The following is a 15,128-nucleotide window of genomic DNA, read 5'->3' on the forward strand; positions in this document are numbered from 1 at the left end:
AACCCGCTCCCACATTTGTTGCAACGTGGCCATGTCTGTGAGGGCATGGTTGTCAGCCTTGTTGGCATGACTGGATATCGCGGTGGGCATTGATGGCGCCCCACATGGCTCAAGACTTGCGCCAAGGCAGGCAACCATGGCCTGGCAGGTTCGGCACGTTGCAACAAATGTGGGAGCGGGTTTACCCGCGAAGCGCCGCGCGGGCGGCGCTCGATCTCACAGGCGCCAAAAGGGTTGAGGCGAACACCTCTCAAAACCAACCCGATACAAAGACAGGCCCCCCGCCCCCTCAAACCGCCCTACCCTGCCTCCTGGCCAACCGGGGCAACACCCGCGCAACCGCAGGTACCCGCAACAACATCAACGCAGCACCAATAACGGCATAGATAGCCCATTCCCGCAGATCCGAGCGCACGATCCAAAGGAAATGCAGCAACCCCAAGCCAAGCACGACGTAAACCAGCTTGTGCAGCTTCTTCCATCGCACCCCAAGCCGCCGCTGGCTATACCGGTTCGAGGTGATCGCCAGCACCAGCAACCCGAGAAACCCGAGCGCACCCACAATAATGTAGGGCCGTTTGCGCAACTCCACCGCCAGTTGCCCCCAGTCCAGCCCGAGAATGAAGAACAGGTAAGCCAGAATGTGCAACACGATATAGGCAAACACCCACAACCCCAGCTGCCGCCGGACCACGATCCAGCCCGACCACCCCGTCAGCTTCTGCAGCGGCGTCATGCCCAGGGTCACCAGCAGAAAGGTCAGCGCCCCAAGCCCGAGCCGATCCATGATGATCTTCCCAGGGTCCGGCCCCAGCAGGTTCATCGCCGCTTCATACAGCCACCACGCGGGAAACAGACACCCCACTATAAAGATGGCAAGCCGAAACCAGGGATAGCGCATCAATAGTTCTTCCGCAGATCGAGACCGGTATACAGAGACGCCACCTCATCAGCGTAGCCATTGAACATCTGCGTCTCCCGCACATTCGGACTGAACAACCCACTGGGCAAGCGCCGCTCGCGCGCCTGGCTCCAACGCGGATGGTCGACGTTCGGATTGACGTTGGCGTAGAAGCCATACTCGGTAGGCGCCAGGCCTTCCCAGGTGGTGCCGGGCTGCTCGGCCACCAGGCTGATGCGCACGATCGACTTGATGCTCTTGAAGCCGTACTTCCACGGTACGACCAACCGCAGCGGCGCGCCGTTCTGGTTGGGCAACTCTCGCCCATACATGCCAACCGCCAGGATGGCCAAGGGGTGCATCGCCTCGTCCAGGCGCAACCCTTCTCTATAAGGCCAGCCGATCAGGGCGAACCCCGAACGCTGCCCCGGCATGTGCTGCGGGTCCTTCAAGGTCTCGAAACGCACGTAGCGCGCCTTCGACGTCGGCTCGACCTGCTTGAGTATCTGCGCCAGGGGAAAGCCCAGCCAAGGGATGACCATCGACCAGGCCTCGACACAGCGCAGCCGGTAGATACGCTCCTCGAGCTGGTAGGGCTTGACGAAGTCTTCCAGCGCATAGCGCCCCGGCTTGCCCACCTCGCCATCGATCACCACCGACCACGGCTCGGTCTTCAGGCTGTCGCCATTGGCCGCCGGGTCGCCCTTGTCGGGCCCGAACTCATAGAAGTTGTTGTAGTGGGTAGCGTCCTTGAACGGCGTGATCGCCTCGTCCTTGACCGTCACCGCCTGCCACTGGGTGGCAGCGAGCTTGTCGCTGAACCAACCTGGCGCGGCGCCCGGGGCCACATCGGCGTAACGCGAAACCTCAGCCGCGCCCACGCGGCCTGGCAACGCGCCCAGGGCCAGGCCGGCCAGCGAGCCACCCAGCAGGGTCCGACGGGAAAGGTAGATACTTTCGGGGGTGATCTCCGCTGCCTTGCAGTCGGATGACCTGGGAAGCTTGATGAGCATGGACGGCTCCATAGCACTGGAAAACGGATGTACCAGTAAGACTATGGAGCCGGAGGGTTATTCCAGCGTTAAGCGATTTTCACGCTTTGCGCCGACGTGCCCGCAGCAGGAACTGGATCGGGCCCGAGGCCGCATAGGCGAGGAAGATCAGCAGCAGGATGCGCGGCGGGTCGCTGAACACCACGGCGAACACCAGCACCACCGCCAGGATCGCCACGAAGGGGACGCGGCCCTTGAGGTCCAGCTCCTTGAAGCTGTTGTACTTGATGTTGCTGACCATCAGCATGCCCGCGGCCGCCACCAGCAGCGCCACCAGGAACGACAGCTTGGAGCCCTGGATGCCGTAGTCGCTGAACGCCCACACGGTACCGGCCACCACGCCCGCGGCTGCCGGGCTGGCCAGGCCGATGAAGTAGCGCTTGTCGGCAGTGCCGACCTGGGTGTTGAAGCGCGCCAGGCGCAGTGCCGCACCGGCTACATAAATGAAGGCGACCATCCAGCCGACCTTGCCCATGTCCCCCAGTGCCCAGCCGAAGGCCAGCAAGGCCGGGGCCACACCAAAGGCGACCATGTCCGACAGCGAGTCGTATTCGGCACCGAAGGCGCTCTGGGTGTTGGTCATGCGCGCCACCCGGCCATCCAGGCCATCGAGCACCATGGCGACGAAGATGGCGATGGCGGCAAAGGCGAAGTACTTGCTCGCCTCGCGCGGGTCACCGGCACTCAGGGCGCTCTGCGCGCTCATCGAGTTGATGATGGAATAGAAGCCGGCAAACAGGTTGGCGGTGGTGAACAGGTTGGGCAACAGGTAGATGCCGCGGTGGCGCACCTTGCGGCCTTCGGCGTCATGCCCTTCTTCGACATGCTCATCGACAGGTAGCAGGCTTTCGGCGTCGGAGGCCTTGTTCGGCTCTTCGGGACGTTCGCTCATGGAGGGTACCTTGCAACAGGGTGGAATATGTTCGACACGGGCCCGCGAAACAGGTTCTGACGGCGGGCCACTGGTCTGCTTTATACCAGAAGCACGCCGCCAGAACGAAAAAACGCGGCCGAAGCCGCGTTTTTCATGTTGCGATGCTACTTAGTTCTTGGCTTTGTCGACGATCTTGTTCGCCGAGATCCAAGGCATCATCGAGCGCAGCTGCTCGCCAATGATCTCGATGCCGTGGGAAGCGTTGTTGCGACGCTTGGCGGTCATCGATGGGTAGTTGGTAGCGCCTTCGGAGATGAACATCTTCGCGTACTCGCCGTCCTGGATGCGCTTCAGAGCGTTGCGCATGGCCTTGCGGGATTCTTCGTTGATGACTTCCGGACCGGTGACGTACTCACCGTACTCGGCGTTGTTGGAGATCGAGTAGTTCATGTTGGCGATACCGCCTTCGTACATGAGGTCAACGATCAGCTTCAGCTCGTGCAGGCACTCGAAGTAGGCCATTTCTGGCGCGTAGCCAGCTTCGACCAGGGTTTCGAAACCGGCTTTGACCAGCTCGACGGTACCGCCGCACAGAACGGCCTGCTCACCGAACAGGTCGGTTTCGGTCTCGTCCTTGAAGGTGGTTTCGATGATGCCGGTACGGCCGCCACCAACGCCAGCGGCGTAGGACAGGGCGACGTTCTTGGCGTTGCCCGAAGCGTCCTGGTAGATGGCGATCAGGTCAGGGATGCCGCCGCCCTTGACGAACTCGGAGCGAACGGTGTGGCCCGGGGCCTTCGGCGCGATCATGATCACGTCCAGGTCGGCACGTGGAACCACCTGGTTGTAGTGGATCGAGAAGCCGTGGGAGAAGGCCAGGGTAGCGCCCTTCTTGATGTTCGGCTCGATTTCGTTCTTGTACAGTGCGCCCTGGAACTCGTCCGGGGTCAGGATCATGACCAGGTCGGCGGCTGCGACGGCGGTGGCCACGTCGGCCACTTTCAGGCCGTGGGCTTCAGCCTTGGCAACGGTAGCCGAACCTTTACGCAGACCGACGGTAACGTCTACACCGGAGTCCTTCAGGTTGCACGCCTGGGCGTGGCCTTGGGAGCCATAACCGATGATGGCGACTTTCTTGCCCTGGATGATGGAAAGGTCGCAGTCTTTATCGTAGAAAACTTTCATGAAAATACCCCTGGTTATATCTCGGCCCCTGCGGAGCCATCGCTAATTTTTGAATTTAGATGCTGAGCACTTTGTCGCCACGGGCAATGCCGGTAACGCCGCTGCGCACGGTTTCGAGAATCGATGCGGTGCCGATCGCCTGGATGAAGCTGTCCAGTTTGTCGCTGGTGCCGCTCAGCTGCACGGTGTACACGCTGGCGGTCACGTCGACGATCTGGCCACGGAAGATGTCCGTGGTGCGCTTGATCTCGGCGCGCTGGGCACCGGTGGCCTTGACCTTGACCAGCATCAGTTCACGCTCGATGTGAGCGCTCTCCGACAGGTCGACGAGTTTCACCACTTCGACCAGCTTGTTCAGGTTCTTGGTGATCTGTTCGATCACTTCGTCATGGCCAACGGTGGTCAGCGTCAGACGCGACAGGGTCGGGTCTTCGGTCGGCGCCACGGTCAGGCTTTCAATGTTGTAGTTGCGCTGGGAAAACAGGCCGACCACACGGGACAGAGCACCCGGTTCGTTTTCCAGCAGCAGGGAGATGATGTGCCGCATATCAGGTACGCTCCGTCTTGCTCAGCCACATGTCACGCATCGAGCCATCCTTGATCTGCATCGGATAGACGTGCTCGCTGCGGTCGACCGCGATGTCGATGAACACCAGGCGATCCTTCATCGCAAACGCTTCCTCCAGCTTCGGCTTGAGGTCCTTCAGGCTGGTGATGCGGATGCCCACATGGCCATAGGCCTCGGCCAGCTTGATGAAGTCAGGCAGCGATTCGACGTACGAGTGCGAGTGACGACCGTTGTAGGCCATGTCCTGCCACTGGCGGACCATGCCCAGCACACCGTTGTTCAGGTTGACGATCTTCACCGGCAGGCCGTACTGCATGCAGGTGGACAGCTCCTGGATGTTCATCTGGATGCTGCCTTCGCCGGTCACGCAGGCCACGTCCTGGTCCGGGAAGTTGAGCTTGACGCCCATCGCCGCCGGGAAGCCGAAGCCCATGGTGCCCAGGCCACCGGAGTTGATCCAGCGGTTCGGCTTGTTGAAGCGGTAGTACTGCGCCGCGAACATCTGGTGCTGACCGACGTCGGAGGTGACGAAGGCATCGCCATTGGTCACTTCGCACAGGGTCTCGATGACTTTCTGCGGCTTGATGACGTTGCCGTCGCCCTTGTCGTAAGGGAACAGTTCGCCATTGCCACGCCATTCGTCGATCTGCTTCCACCAGGCATCCAGCGCCACCTTGTCAGGCTGCTCGCCGATTTCCTTGAGGATGCCGAGCATTTCGCCGAGCACGCTGTCGACCGGGCCGACGATCGGCACGTCGGCCTTGATCATCTTCGAGATCGACGCCGGGTCGATGTCGACGTGGATGATCTTGGCATTCGGGCAGAACTTGGCCGGGCCGTTGACCACGCGGTCGTCGAAACGCGCACCGACGGCAAAGATCACGTCGGCGTTGTGCATGGCCATGTTGGCGGTGAAGCTGCCGTGCATGCCGAGCATGCCGAGGAACTGGCGGTCGGTACCCGGGAAGCCACCCAGGCCCATCAGGGTGTTGGTGACCGGCAGGTTCAGCGACTTGGCGATTTCGGTCAGGGCTTCGGAGCCACCGCCGAGGATCACGCCGCCACCGGCGTAGACGATCGGGCGCTTGGCGGCCAGGAGCATCTCGGCAGCCTTGCGGATCTGGCCGGAGTGACCACGCACAGCCGGGCTGTAGGAGCGCAGCTTGACCTTTTTCGGGTAGACGTACTCGAACTTCTCGGCCGGGTTGGTCATATCTTTTGGAATGTCGACCACGACCGGGCCTGGGCGACCGGATTGCGCCAGGTAGAAGGCTTTCTTGAGTACTTCAGGGATCTCGGTCGGGTTCTTGATCATGAAGCTGTGCTTCACGATCGGCCGCGAGATACCGATCATGTCGGTTTCCTGGAAGGCATCGGTACCCACCATGGTGCTAGGCACCTGGCCGGACAGGATGACCATCGGGATCGAGTCCATGTAGGCGGTGGCGATGCCGGTGATGGCATTGGTCGCGCCCGGGCCGGAGGTCACCAGCACCACACCGGCCTTGCCGGTGGCGCGGGCGTAGCCGTCCGCCATATGGGTTGCCGCCTGCTCGTGACGAACCAGGATGTGTTCCACTTCCGGTTCTTTGAACAGTGCGTCGTAAACATGCAGGAGAGCACCACCAGGGTACCCGTAGATGTGCTTAACGCCTTCGTCACGCAAGAAGCGGACGACCATCTCAGCGCCAGATAAAAGCTCCACGTTGTTCACCTCTAAAACGCCAGAATACCGCCCTCACAGGACGGGTCTTAATAGGTTTACTGCCAAGCAGAGCATGAGCGAACGTCAGCACTGACTGAGCAAGTATTGGGAGCACCCCAGAGTGTTGCGGGGTTTTCCCACCCAGCGCGAGGTAACGCGTTGCGGGGTGTAACAGGTCGGCGCGGGTGTGCGCCTCATGATCTGCCTAGCGGGTCTGCTTCTGGCAGTCCCTCTACAGCGGAATCTGGATTCTTGTGATTTGGCGCCGACAAGTCAAGAAAAATTATTGCCAAATTTTCCCGAAGATGAATTCGATCCACCACTAAAAACCGAGTCAGCAGCAGAAAAAATAAGATTTCCACAAAAAAGGGCCACAATCTGCGGCCCTTGACGGAAAAACTGAAGAAATCAGGCGGAAGGAGCGATCAATCGATCGAAAGCTGCCAACAGTCGGCGCAGCTCGCGACTTTGCTCCGGCCGATCGGTAAACACGGTTTCTGCCATCACCAAGATGCTCGAGGCATTCGGCAACGGCTGGCCGAGCTCGATGATGATCTTCATGCGTGGCAGGAAGATCCACTGCAACCACTGCTCGAAGCTCAGGGTATCGACCGCGAACGGCACCGTGCTGGCCAGCGCTTCGTCGCTCGGCGGCTCGGCGTCCCACCAGCCCTGCACCTGCAGCTCACGCTCGATGAGCAGCAGGTGGTCGGCGATATCGAGGATACGTTGCTCGACCATCAGGAGCTGACCCGCGCTTTCTGCCGTGCCAGTGCGGCACCTGCGCTGTCACCCTGCTTCTCGCGGGCCTGGGCGATGGTGTTCCACAACTCGGCCTGCAGGTCTGGACGGCCGTTGGCGTAGGTCAGCGCGCGGCGCGCCAGCTGCTCGGCCTGGGCGGCGTCGCCTTGCGACAGGCGCACCTGGGCCAGACGGAACAGCACCTGCGGCTCACGCGGCGCGATTCGCTGGGCACGCTCCAGGCTGGAGGCGGCGCCATTGAAGTCACCGCTGCCCTGCTGCGACTGGGCGGTGGTCAACAGCGCCAGCACCGGCCCGTCGAGCTGCTCGTCGGCCGACAGGCCACCCGCTGCACCGCTGCGTGGAATGCCGGTCGGTGCGCTGGTGGCAGCTGGCGCGCTGTTCATCGAGGCGATATCGAACGGTTCGTCGGCGATCGGGTTGGGGTTGGTGGTCATCGGTGCCGAACTGACCGGGCCCGGGGTGATCGGGCCGGTGCTGATCGGTGCCGCGCCGTTGTTCGCCGGGAAGGTCTGGATGCCGCTGGCACCCGCGCCTTGCGGAATCATCACGGTCACGCCGGAATCCTCGGGCAGCGACTGTGCCTGCGAGGTGCCGTTGCCCATGCCCGCCGCCGAACGGTTGGCCTGGACGCGCTCACTGTTGGATACCCGGGTGCTCGAGTCCACCACCGGAATGTTGCCGCGCTGGACGCTGGAGCAGCCCTGGAGCACCACCAGCGCCGTCACGGCAGGAAACAGCCACTTATTCAAATTCACACCTCATCAATGCTGCTCAGGGCTCAGTTCATCCAGCCCTTGACCCAGTCCATGACCGATTCTGCCGGATTCTGCTCGCCACCGCAGGTTGCTCCGGCAGGCGGTTCGCTGCCGCGAATATACGGCATCTGCACGGCACCCGGACAGCTGCTGTCGGAACCTTTGCCGCTGTAAGGGTCGATCCAGGCCTGCACGACGTTGTCCGGCTGCGGCATGTCCAGCGGCAGCGGGTCGGCTTTCTTCATGAAGCTGGTCCATACCTGCAGGGCACCGGTGGCACCGGTGAACGGCGTCTTGCCGTTGTCGTCACGCCCCATCCACACCACGGCCAGCAGGTCCTGGCTGAAGCCGGAGAACCAGCTGTCGCGCGAGTCGTTGCTGGTGCCGGTCTTGCCCGCCAGGGTCAACGAACTGGGTAGCACGTTGTAGACCGAGCGCCCGGTACCTTCGCGCATCACCCGCTGCATGGCGTTCTGCACCAGGTAGATCGAACCCGGGTCGAAGGTCTGCTGGATCTGGAACGGGTAGCGCTTGAGCGGCTCGCCTTCGGCGGTGAGTACGCTGCGGATGCCGCGCATGGGCGTGTTGAAGCCGCCGTTGGCGATGGTCTGGTACATGGTCGCGACCTGCATCGGCGACATCCCGCCAGCGCCGAGCAGCATCGCCGGGAAGGCAGGCCAGTCGACGTTGACGCCGAGCCGGCCGATGGTCTTGATGACGTTCGGCACGCCCACTTCCAGGCCGAGCTTGGCGGTCGACAGGTTCAGCGAGTTGGCCAGGCCCTGGTACAGGTAGATGGTGCCGTGCGGACGCCGGTCGTAGTTCTGCGGACGCCAGACCTGGCCGTCAGCGCCCTTGACCGAGAACGGCTCGTCCTGCACCCAGGTGGTCAGGGTGTACTTGCTCGGCTGCTCCAGCGCGGTCAGGTAGACCGCCGGCTTGACCAGCGAGCCAATCGGCCGCACCGCGTCGATGGCGCGGTTGAAGCCGGCAAAGCCGGACTGGCGGCTGCCGATCAGGGCCTGCACCTCGCCGGTTTCCGGGTTGGTCACGACCATTGCCGATTCCACCTCGTCGGCACCTTTGCGCCCAGCCAGGCGCTTGAAGGTCTCGGCCATGGAGGTTTCGGCCTTCATCTGCAGGATCGGGTCGAAACTGGTGAAGATGCGCAGGCCCTCTTCGGTCAAGTCCTCGTCGCGGTAGTCCTGGCGCAGCTGGCGCTTGACCAGGTCGAGGAAGGCCGGGAACGAGCTGTCGGCCAGGCTGCCGCGCTTGGTCACGCCCAGTGGCATCTTCTTCGCCGCGTCGACTTCGGCCTGGGTCGCCACGCCCTGCTCGGCCACCAGGTCGAGGACCAGGTTGCGGCGGGCCAGGGCGCGCTCGGGATAGCGACGCGGGTTGTAGTAGGACGGGCCCTTGACCATGCCTACCAGCAAGGCGATCTGGTGCAGCTTGAGCTCCGACAGCGGCTGGCTGAAGAAGAACTGGCTGGCCAGGCCGAAACCGTGTACCGCGCGCTGGCCATCCTGGCCGATGAACACCTCGTTGAGGTAGGCCTCGAGGATTTCGCGCTTGTCGTAGTGCATTTCCAGCAGCAAGGCCATCATCGCTTCGGTCAGCTTGCGGCTGAGGCTGCGTTCGCTGGTCAGGTAGAAGTTCTTCACCAGCTGCTGGGTCAAGGTACTGCCGCCCTGGCGCATCGAGCCGGACGAGGTGTTGACGTACATGGCCCGGGCGATGGACTTGGGCGACACGCCGAAGTGATGGTAGAAATCGCGGTCCTCGGTGGCCACCAGGGTTTCCAGCAGGTACGGCGGCACCTGGTCGATCTTGATCAGGATGCGGTCTTCGAGGTTTTTCGGGTAGATGCCGCCAATCATCAGCGGTTCGAGGCGCACCACGTCGAGCTTCTTGCCGTTGGCACCGGCCAGGTCCGCGACGAAGTCGCCGGAGAAGCGCACGCGCACGAACTGCGCCGGCTCCATGCCCTCGTAGAACTGGAAGCCGCGGGTATTGAGGTCGACGGTGTTGCCGTTGACCGCCGCCGCGCCCGGCCCGTTGGCCGCACTTTCACGGCGATAGCCCAGGGCATCGAGTTCGGTGAGGAAGTCGTTCTTGCTCAGTTTCTGCCCACTGAACAGCTCCAGCGGCCGGGCATACACCTTGGCCGGGATGGTCCAGCGCTTGCCGGAGAACTTCTCCTGGACGATGGCATCGAGGTAAACCGCGAAGCCGGCGACGATCACCAGGCCGACCAGGCTGAGCTTCAAGGCCCAGCCCAGCCAGGCGCGCGAGCGGCCGGTCGGGCGTTTCTGAGGGGTGCGGGAATTTCGGGTTCGAGTCATGGCGGCGGATTATACGCACTTTATAAAGGGTAGGCAGGCGCCCTCTGGCGGTAGGCAGGGGCGGCACCATTGACCATAATGGCGCTTTCGAATTCCCTAGCGCCGGAAGGATTTCCCGTGAGCCAAGCCCTGATCAACGCGTTGCAGAACCCTGCCCTGTACCCTCATCCCGTGGACAGGTTCCAGCTCATCGAGACGCACATCTCCTGGGTCCTGCTCACCGGCGAGTACGCCTACAAGGTCAAGAAGCCGATGAACTTCGGCTTCCTCGATTTCACCGGCCTGGACCAGCGCCAGCATTTCTGTAACGAAGAATTGCGCCTGAACCAGCGCCTGACCGAAGGCCTGTACCTGGACGTGCTGCCGATCACCGGCAGCGCCGAAGCCCCGCAGATCGGCGGTGACGGCGAAGCGATCGAGTACGTGCTGAAGATGCGCCAGTTCCCCCAGAACCAGATGCTCAGCACCCTGCAGGCCAATGGCGAGCTCAATGCAGGACACATCGACCAGATGGCCCGGCAGATTGCCGAATTCCACCTGCAGGCGCCGAAAGTGCCGGTCGAGCACCCGCTGGGCACTCCGGACAGCGTCATGGCGCCGGTGGAGCAGAACTTCGAGCAGATTCGCCCGTTCCTCAGCGACAAGGCCGACCTGCAGCAACTGGACAACCTGCAGGCGTGGGCCCAGGACAGCTTCAAGCGCCTGCACGGCTTGCTGGACGCGCGCAAGGCCGAAGGTTTCATCCGCGAGTGCCACGGTGACATCCACCTGGGCAACGCCACGCTGATCGACGGCAAGGTGGTGATCTTCGACTGCATCGAGTTCAACGAACCGTTCCGCCTTACCGACGTCTACGCCGACGTCGGCTTCCTGGCCATGGACCTGGAAGACCGTGGCCTGAAGTGCCTGGCCCGGCGTTTCGTCAGCCAGTACCTGGAACTGACCGGCGACTACGCCGGCCTCGAACTGCTGAACTTCTACAAGGCCTACCGCGCCCTGGTGCGGGCCAAGGTCGCCCTGTTCAGCATGCCGGCCAACGCCGATGGCGTGCAGCGTGCCACCACCCTGCGAACCTACCGCAACTACGCCAACCTGGCCGAGAGCTACAGCGCCATCCCTTCGCGCCTGCTGGCCATCACCCACGGCGTCTCGGCCGTGGGCAAGAGCCACGTGGCCATGCGCCTGGTCGAGGCCCTGGGCGCCGTGCGCGTGCGTTCGGACGTAGAGCGCAAGCGCCTGTTCGGCGAGCAGCAGCCGCAGGCGGCAGGCCAACTGGCCAGCGGCATCTACGACCAGGACGCCAGCACCGCGACCTACCAGCGCCTGCACGCCCTGGCCGCAACCATCCTGCGCGCCGGCTTCCCGGTCGTGCTCGACGCCACCTACCTCAAGGCCGAACAGCGCCAGGCGGCGGCGGCCGTGGCCAGCGAGACCGGCGTGCCGTTCCTGATCCTCGACTGCCACGCCCCAGATGCGGTGATCGCCAGCTGGCTGGAACAGCGCCAGGCCGAGAACGACGACCCATCGGACGCCACTCTGGAAGTGGTCAAGGCTCAGCAGGCCAGCCGTGAGCCCCTGGGTGCCGATGAACTGGCGCAAAGCACCGGCGTCGATACCCAGGATGCTGGCAGCATGAACCAGGTGATCGAGCAGATTCGCCAGCGTCTGCCAGGGCTGTAACTCGACCGTAGCCTTTTACCGGCCCCTTCGCGGGCAAGCCCGCTGCCACAGAGAACCTTGTGGGAGCGGGCAGCTCGTCGCCCCCGGTGGCAAAAGGCCGCGCAATCCCGAACCCCCGCTACACTCCTCTCTGCCCCTGCTCGCGATTTATCCCCACGACCCGTTCAGCCATCGCAAGGAGGCTCGATGAACGATGAATTGCAGCATCTGAAGAATCTTGGCAAGACCTCCGCGCAGTGGTTGCATGCGGCCGGTATCCACAGTGCATCGGACCTGCGCCGGCTGGGCGCGGTGGGTGCCTACCAGGCCGTGAAGACACGAGGGTTCCGGGCCTCGAAGGTGTTGCTGTACGCCATCGAGGGCGCCCTGCTGGACATGCACTGGAACGACCTGCCGGCCGAACGCAAGGAAGCGCTCAACCAGCAACTCGATGCCAAAAGCCCTGCGCAGAAAAAAAATGGAAATTAATGCACCTGGGGGATTGACGCCGAAATGAGAATCGTTATGATTATCACAACTGGTCGCGAGACTGGTTGGATAAGCTAAGAGCTCCCTGGTTCGGACTCTCAGATTATCTCCTCATCAGGCTAATCACGGTTATTGACCCGGCACTTTGCCGGGTCTTTTTTTTGCCTGTTGAAAACTACATGCGCAATTGCGCGCAGTAATCCTGCTCCGGCATCGCCGCCGTGTACCAGACATAGTCGGCCATCCCGGGCTCGACCTGCTCACCGACCTCGGCCAGCAGCAGTACTTTGCTCGCCCCCTGCGCCCCCAGGTCGATCAGATGCAACGGCACGCCCAGGTCCTTGCGGGCATGGTACGCCCCGGCCAGCAGCAAGGCCGGCTGCGGCGCGGCCAGCAGACGTTCGGCGATGCGTCGGTCGCGCTGTTGCTGAACCGCAAGCATCGCCGGCAGCTGGCTTTCCGGGAGCAGGCCGCAATGCCCCTGCTTCACCTGTTCGAGCAGTGCCGCCTGCACGGCGGGCGCATTCGACTGCGTGCCCGACAACGGCGTCGGCTGTCGGTAGGCCTGGCGCATTTCAGCGGGCGACAGGTTGGCGGCCAGCAGCGGCACGTGGCGCTGCAACGCCTCACGCACGATCGGCCCATACAACTGCCAGTCCCAGCCATCCTCCCAGGCCAGCGCCTTGGGCAGGTCCTCGGGCAATCGTGCCTGCCCGGCGAGGGCATCGACCCGTGCCTGCTGCTCGGGCTGGAGCATTTCCAGCAGCAGGCTGCCCTGGGCCCTGCGGGCCTGCAAGGCGCGCATCAGCCACAATTGCAGGGCGTGGTGGTCGGGGTTGTCGTGCTTCTCGCCAACCAGCACCCGTGGCGCACCCGCCAGGCGCTGGACCAATTGCGCCGGGCTGATCACCTCGGCACTGGCCAGGTCACGGATCTGCCCAAGCTCGGCATCATCCCGCCCTTCGCTGGACTGCCAGGCTGGCAACGGCGGCAGGCTGGCCTGGCAACCGCCCAGCGCCAGCAACAGGCACAACAGCGCGCCGGTCGGTAGTGGATGACGCATGGGCAGAGCCTCCTAGCGAGTGATGATCAGCGGGTGCCCCCGTTCCGGGTGGGGTTGCACCAGCACGTCGATACCGAAAACAGCCTTGAGTGCGGCCGGCGTGAGCACTTCCTCTGGCGTGGCCTGGGCATGGCTGCGGCCACGTTCGAGCAGCAGGATGCGGTCACAGTAGCGCGCCGCCAGGTTCAGGTCATGCAGGATCACCAGCACCGCGGCGCCACGGTCGGCGAAACTGCGCACGGCTTGCAGGGTGGTGTGCTGGTGCAACGGGTCGAGCGCCGAGGTCGGCTCGTCGAGCAGCAGCGTGGTGCCCTGTTCGCCGGGCCAGAGCTGGGCCAGCACGCGGGCCAGGTGCACGCGCTGGCGCTCGCCGCCGGACAACGCCAGGTAGCTGCGCGCGACCAGATGCCAGGCATCCGCCGCGCGCAATGCCGCCTCGACGATCTGCGCGTCGCGCTGCTGCCCGGTGCCATGGGGCATGCGCCCCATGGCCACCACTTCCTCGACCCGGAACGAGAACCCCAGGGTAGACGCCTGGGGCAGCACCGCCAGGCGCCTGGCGCGTTCCGGCCCGGCCCAGTCGGCCAGCGCCCGCCCCTGCAGCCGCACCTGGCCGCGTTGCGGCGTCAGCTCGCCACAGAGCACGCCCAACAGGCTGCTCTTGCCGGCCCCGTTGGGGCCAAGCACACCCACGACCTGCCCCGGGTTCAACTGCAGGTGGATGTCCTGCAGCACGTCATTGTCACCGCGGCGCAGGTGCAGGCCTTCGACTTGCAACATCAGCTGCGCCCTCGTATCAGCAAGACCAGGAAAAACGGCGCGCCGATAAAGGCGGTAACGATGCCGATCGGCAGTTCGGCAGGCGCCAGCAGCAGCCGCGCGGCGAGATCGGCCAGGAGCATGAGCACACCCCCGGCGAGCAACGAGGCAGGCAATACCACCCGGTGATCGGGCCCCGCCAGCAGGCGCACCAGGTGCGGCACCACCAGGCCGATGAAGCCGATCAGCCCGGCCGCTGCCACTGCCGCGCCGACGCCCAGCGCCGTGCACAACACCAGCTCGCGCTTGAGCCGTTCCACATCGACACCCAGGTGGCGCGCCTCCGACTCGCCCAGCAGCAAGGCGTTCAATGCCTGGGCACGGCGAGGCAGCCACACCGCCACACCGGCGGCAATCAGCAGCAACGGCCACAGCCGCTCGTAGCTGGCACCATTGAGGCTGCCCAGGTTCCAGAAGGTCAGCGTGCGCAGGGTGGCATCGTCGGCCAGGTAGGAAAACAGCCCCACGGCAGCGCCGCCCAGCGCGGTCATTGCCACGCCGGCCAGCAGCATCGTGGCAACGTTGGTCTGGCCGTCGCGCCGCCCCAGGCGATAGACCAGCGCGGTCACCCCCAGCCCGCCGATGAAGGCGCACAGCGACAACAGGTAAGGCGCCAGCGCATCCGGCAGGCCGCCGAGCCAACTGCCGCCGACGATGGCCACCGCCGCGCCCATCGCCGCGCCGGCGGCGACCCCCACCAGGCCCGGGTCGGCAAGCGGGTTGCGGAACAGGCCCTGCATGGCCACGCCGGACAACGCCAGCACCGCTCCCACGGCCAGGCCGAGCAGCGTGCGCGGCAAGCGGATCTGCCCGAGGATCATCTCGGCCTGCTCCAGCCCGTCGCCGGCGATGGGCAGCCCGAGCAGGCGCAGGCCGGCGCGCAAGGTATCGAACAACGGCAGGCTGACCGGCCCCAGGGCCAGCGACAGCCAGATCGCCAACAGGCAG

14 protein-coding genes are annotated in these 15,128 nt (G+C 64.0%); 2 read left to right on the forward strand and 12 right to left on the reverse strand.

The features are described 5' to 3' along the window. Positions 1 to 289: 289 nt before the first annotated feature. The 9 genes from msrQ to mrcB form a co-directional block, all read right to left on the reverse strand. The gene (gene msrQ, locus ACIP21_RS18185) at positions 290 to 901 is read right to left on the reverse strand and encodes a protein-methionine-sulfoxide reductase heme-binding subunit MsrQ (RefSeq protein WP_400690250.1); all 612 of its coding nucleotides are present in this window, start codon (positions 899 to 901) and stop codon (positions 290 to 292) included. Then, the gene (gene msrP, locus ACIP21_RS18190; RefSeq protein ID WP_400690251.1) at positions 901 to 1,914 is read right to left on the reverse strand and encodes a protein-methionine-sulfoxide reductase catalytic subunit MsrP; all 1,014 of its coding nucleotides are present in this window, start codon (positions 1,912 to 1,914) and stop codon (positions 901 to 903) included. The genes msrQ and msrP overlap by 1 nt, the downstream gene beginning before the upstream one ends. A gap of 79 nt (positions 1,915 to 1,993) precedes the next feature. Then, positions 1,994 to 2,845 (reverse strand): CDP-diacylglycerol--serine O-phosphatidyltransferase, encoded by an 852-nt coding sequence (pssA, locus tag ACIP21_RS18195; protein ID WP_400690252.1) that lies wholly within the window; start codon positions 2,843 to 2,845, stop codon positions 1,994 to 1,996. A gap of 150 nt (positions 2,846 to 2,995) precedes the next feature. Further along, positions 2,996 to 4,012 (reverse strand): ketol-acid reductoisomerase, encoded by a 1,017-nt coding sequence (gene ilvC / locus ACIP21_RS18200; protein WP_056795202.1) that lies wholly within the window; start codon positions 4,010 to 4,012, stop codon positions 2,996 to 2,998. A 55-nt stretch (positions 4,013 to 4,067) separates the two neighbouring features. Beyond that, a complete protein-coding gene (gene ilvN, locus ACIP21_RS18205; RefSeq protein ID WP_003250040.1) occupies positions 4,068 to 4,559 on the reverse strand; it encodes an acetolactate synthase small subunit in 492 nt (163 codons plus the stop codon). 1 nt (position 4,560) lies between these two features. After that, positions 4,561 to 6,285: an acetolactate synthase 3 large subunit gene (locus ACIP21_RS18210; protein WP_400690255.1), complete on the reverse strand. Its 1,725-nt coding sequence runs from the start codon at positions 6,283 to 6,285 to the stop codon at positions 4,561 to 4,563. A 408-nt stretch (positions 6,286 to 6,693) separates the two neighbouring features. Then, positions 6,694 to 7,026 (reverse strand): YqcC family protein, encoded by a 333-nt coding sequence (locus ACIP21_RS18215; RefSeq protein WP_400690258.1) that lies wholly within the window; start codon positions 7,024 to 7,026, stop codon positions 6,694 to 6,696. Next, positions 7,026 to 7,799: a tetratricopeptide repeat protein gene (locus ACIP21_RS18220; protein WP_400690261.1), complete on the reverse strand. Its 774-nt coding sequence runs from the start codon at positions 7,797 to 7,799 to the stop codon at positions 7,026 to 7,028. Before ACIP21_RS18220 ends, ACIP21_RS18215 begins: the two co-directional genes overlap by 1 nt. A gap of 29 nt (positions 7,800 to 7,828) precedes the next feature. Next, the gene (mrcB, locus tag ACIP21_RS18225) at positions 7,829 to 10,150 is read right to left on the reverse strand and encodes a penicillin-binding protein 1B (protein WP_400690263.1); all 2,322 of its coding nucleotides are present in this window, start codon (positions 10,148 to 10,150) and stop codon (positions 7,829 to 7,831) included. Between the two features lie 117 nt (positions 10,151 to 10,267). On the opposite strand from mrcB, the gene ACIP21_RS18230 reads away from it, so the two are divergent. Both ACIP21_RS18230 and ACIP21_RS18235 read left to right on the forward strand, forming a co-directional pair. Next, a complete protein-coding gene (locus ACIP21_RS18230; RefSeq protein WP_400690266.1) occupies positions 10,268 to 11,830 on the forward strand; it encodes an AAA family ATPase in 1,563 nt (520 codons plus the stop codon). A gap of 186 nt (positions 11,831 to 12,016) precedes the next feature. Further along, a complete protein-coding gene (locus ACIP21_RS18235) occupies positions 12,017 to 12,298 on the forward strand; it encodes a TfoX/Sxy family protein (RefSeq protein ID WP_400690268.1) in 282 nt (93 codons plus the stop codon). A 175-nt stretch (positions 12,299 to 12,473) separates the two neighbouring features. Here the strand turns inward: ACIP21_RS18235 and ACIP21_RS18240 are convergent, their stop codons facing one another. The 3 genes from ACIP21_RS18240 to ACIP21_RS18250 are packed head-to-tail and all read right to left on the reverse strand — an operon-like array spanning position 12,474 to position 15,124. Further along, positions 12,474 to 13,361 carry a ChaN family lipoprotein gene (locus ACIP21_RS18240; RefSeq protein ID WP_400690271.1) on the reverse strand — a complete coding sequence of 296 codons (888 nt, stop codon included), beginning with the start codon at positions 13,359 to 13,361 and terminating at the stop codon, positions 12,474 to 12,476. A gap of 12 nt (positions 13,362 to 13,373) precedes the next feature. Beyond that, entirely contained in the window at positions 13,374 to 14,141 is a 768-nt protein-coding gene (locus ACIP21_RS18245; protein WP_400690273.1) for a heme ABC transporter ATP-binding protein, read from the reverse strand. Further along, positions 14,141 to 15,124, reverse strand: a complete 984-nt coding sequence (locus tag ACIP21_RS18250; protein ID WP_400690909.1) for a FecCD family ABC transporter permease — start codon at positions 15,122 to 15,124, stop codon at positions 14,141 to 14,143. The genes ACIP21_RS18245 and ACIP21_RS18250 overlap by 1 nt, the downstream gene beginning before the upstream one ends. Positions 15,125 to 15,128: the final 4 nt, after the last annotated feature.

Origin of the sequence: Pseudomonas sp. NPDC089401, assembly GCF_044749485.1 — a bacterium.
GTDB lineage: Bacteria > Pseudomonadota > Gammaproteobacteria > Pseudomonadales > Pseudomonadaceae > Aquipseudomonas.

Bases quoted from the DNA above. Each gene is read 5' to 3' on its own strand.
- msrQ (WP_400690250.1), bottom strand. From the start codon at position 901: ATGCGCTATCCCTGGTTTCGGCTTGCCATCTTTATAGTGGGGTGTCTG.
- msrP (WP_400690251.1), bottom strand. From the start codon at position 1,914: ATGCTCATCAAGCTTCCCAGGTCATCCGACTGCAAGGCAGCGGAGATC.
- pssA (WP_400690252.1), bottom strand. From the start codon at position 2,845: ATGAGCGAACGTCCCGAAGAGCCGAACAAGGCCTCCGACGCCGAAAGC.
- ilvC (WP_056795202.1), bottom strand. From the start codon at position 4,012: ATGAAAGTTTTCTACGATAAAGACTGCGACCTTTCCATCATCCAGGGC.
- ilvN (WP_003250040.1), bottom strand. From the start codon at position 4,559: ATGCGGCACATCATCTCCCTGCTGCTGGAAAACGAACCGGGTGCTCTG.
- ACIP21_RS18215 (WP_400690258.1), bottom strand. From the start codon at position 7,026: ATGGTCGAGCAACGTATCCTCGATATCGCCGACCACCTGCTGCTCATC.
- mrcB (WP_400690263.1), bottom strand. From the start codon at position 10,150: ATGACTCGAACCCGAAATTCCCGCACCCCTCAGAAACGCCCGACCGGC.
- ACIP21_RS18235 (WP_400690268.1), top strand. From the start codon at position 12,017: ATGAACGATGAATTGCAGCATCTGAAGAATCTTGGCAAGACCTCCGCG.
- ACIP21_RS18240 (WP_400690271.1), bottom strand. From the start codon at position 13,361: ATGCGTCATCCACTACCGACCGGCGCGCTGTTGTGCCTGTTGCTGGCG.
- ACIP21_RS18245 (WP_400690273.1), bottom strand. From the start codon at position 14,141: ATGTTGCAAGTCGAAGGCCTGCACCTGCGCCGCGGTGACAATGACGTG.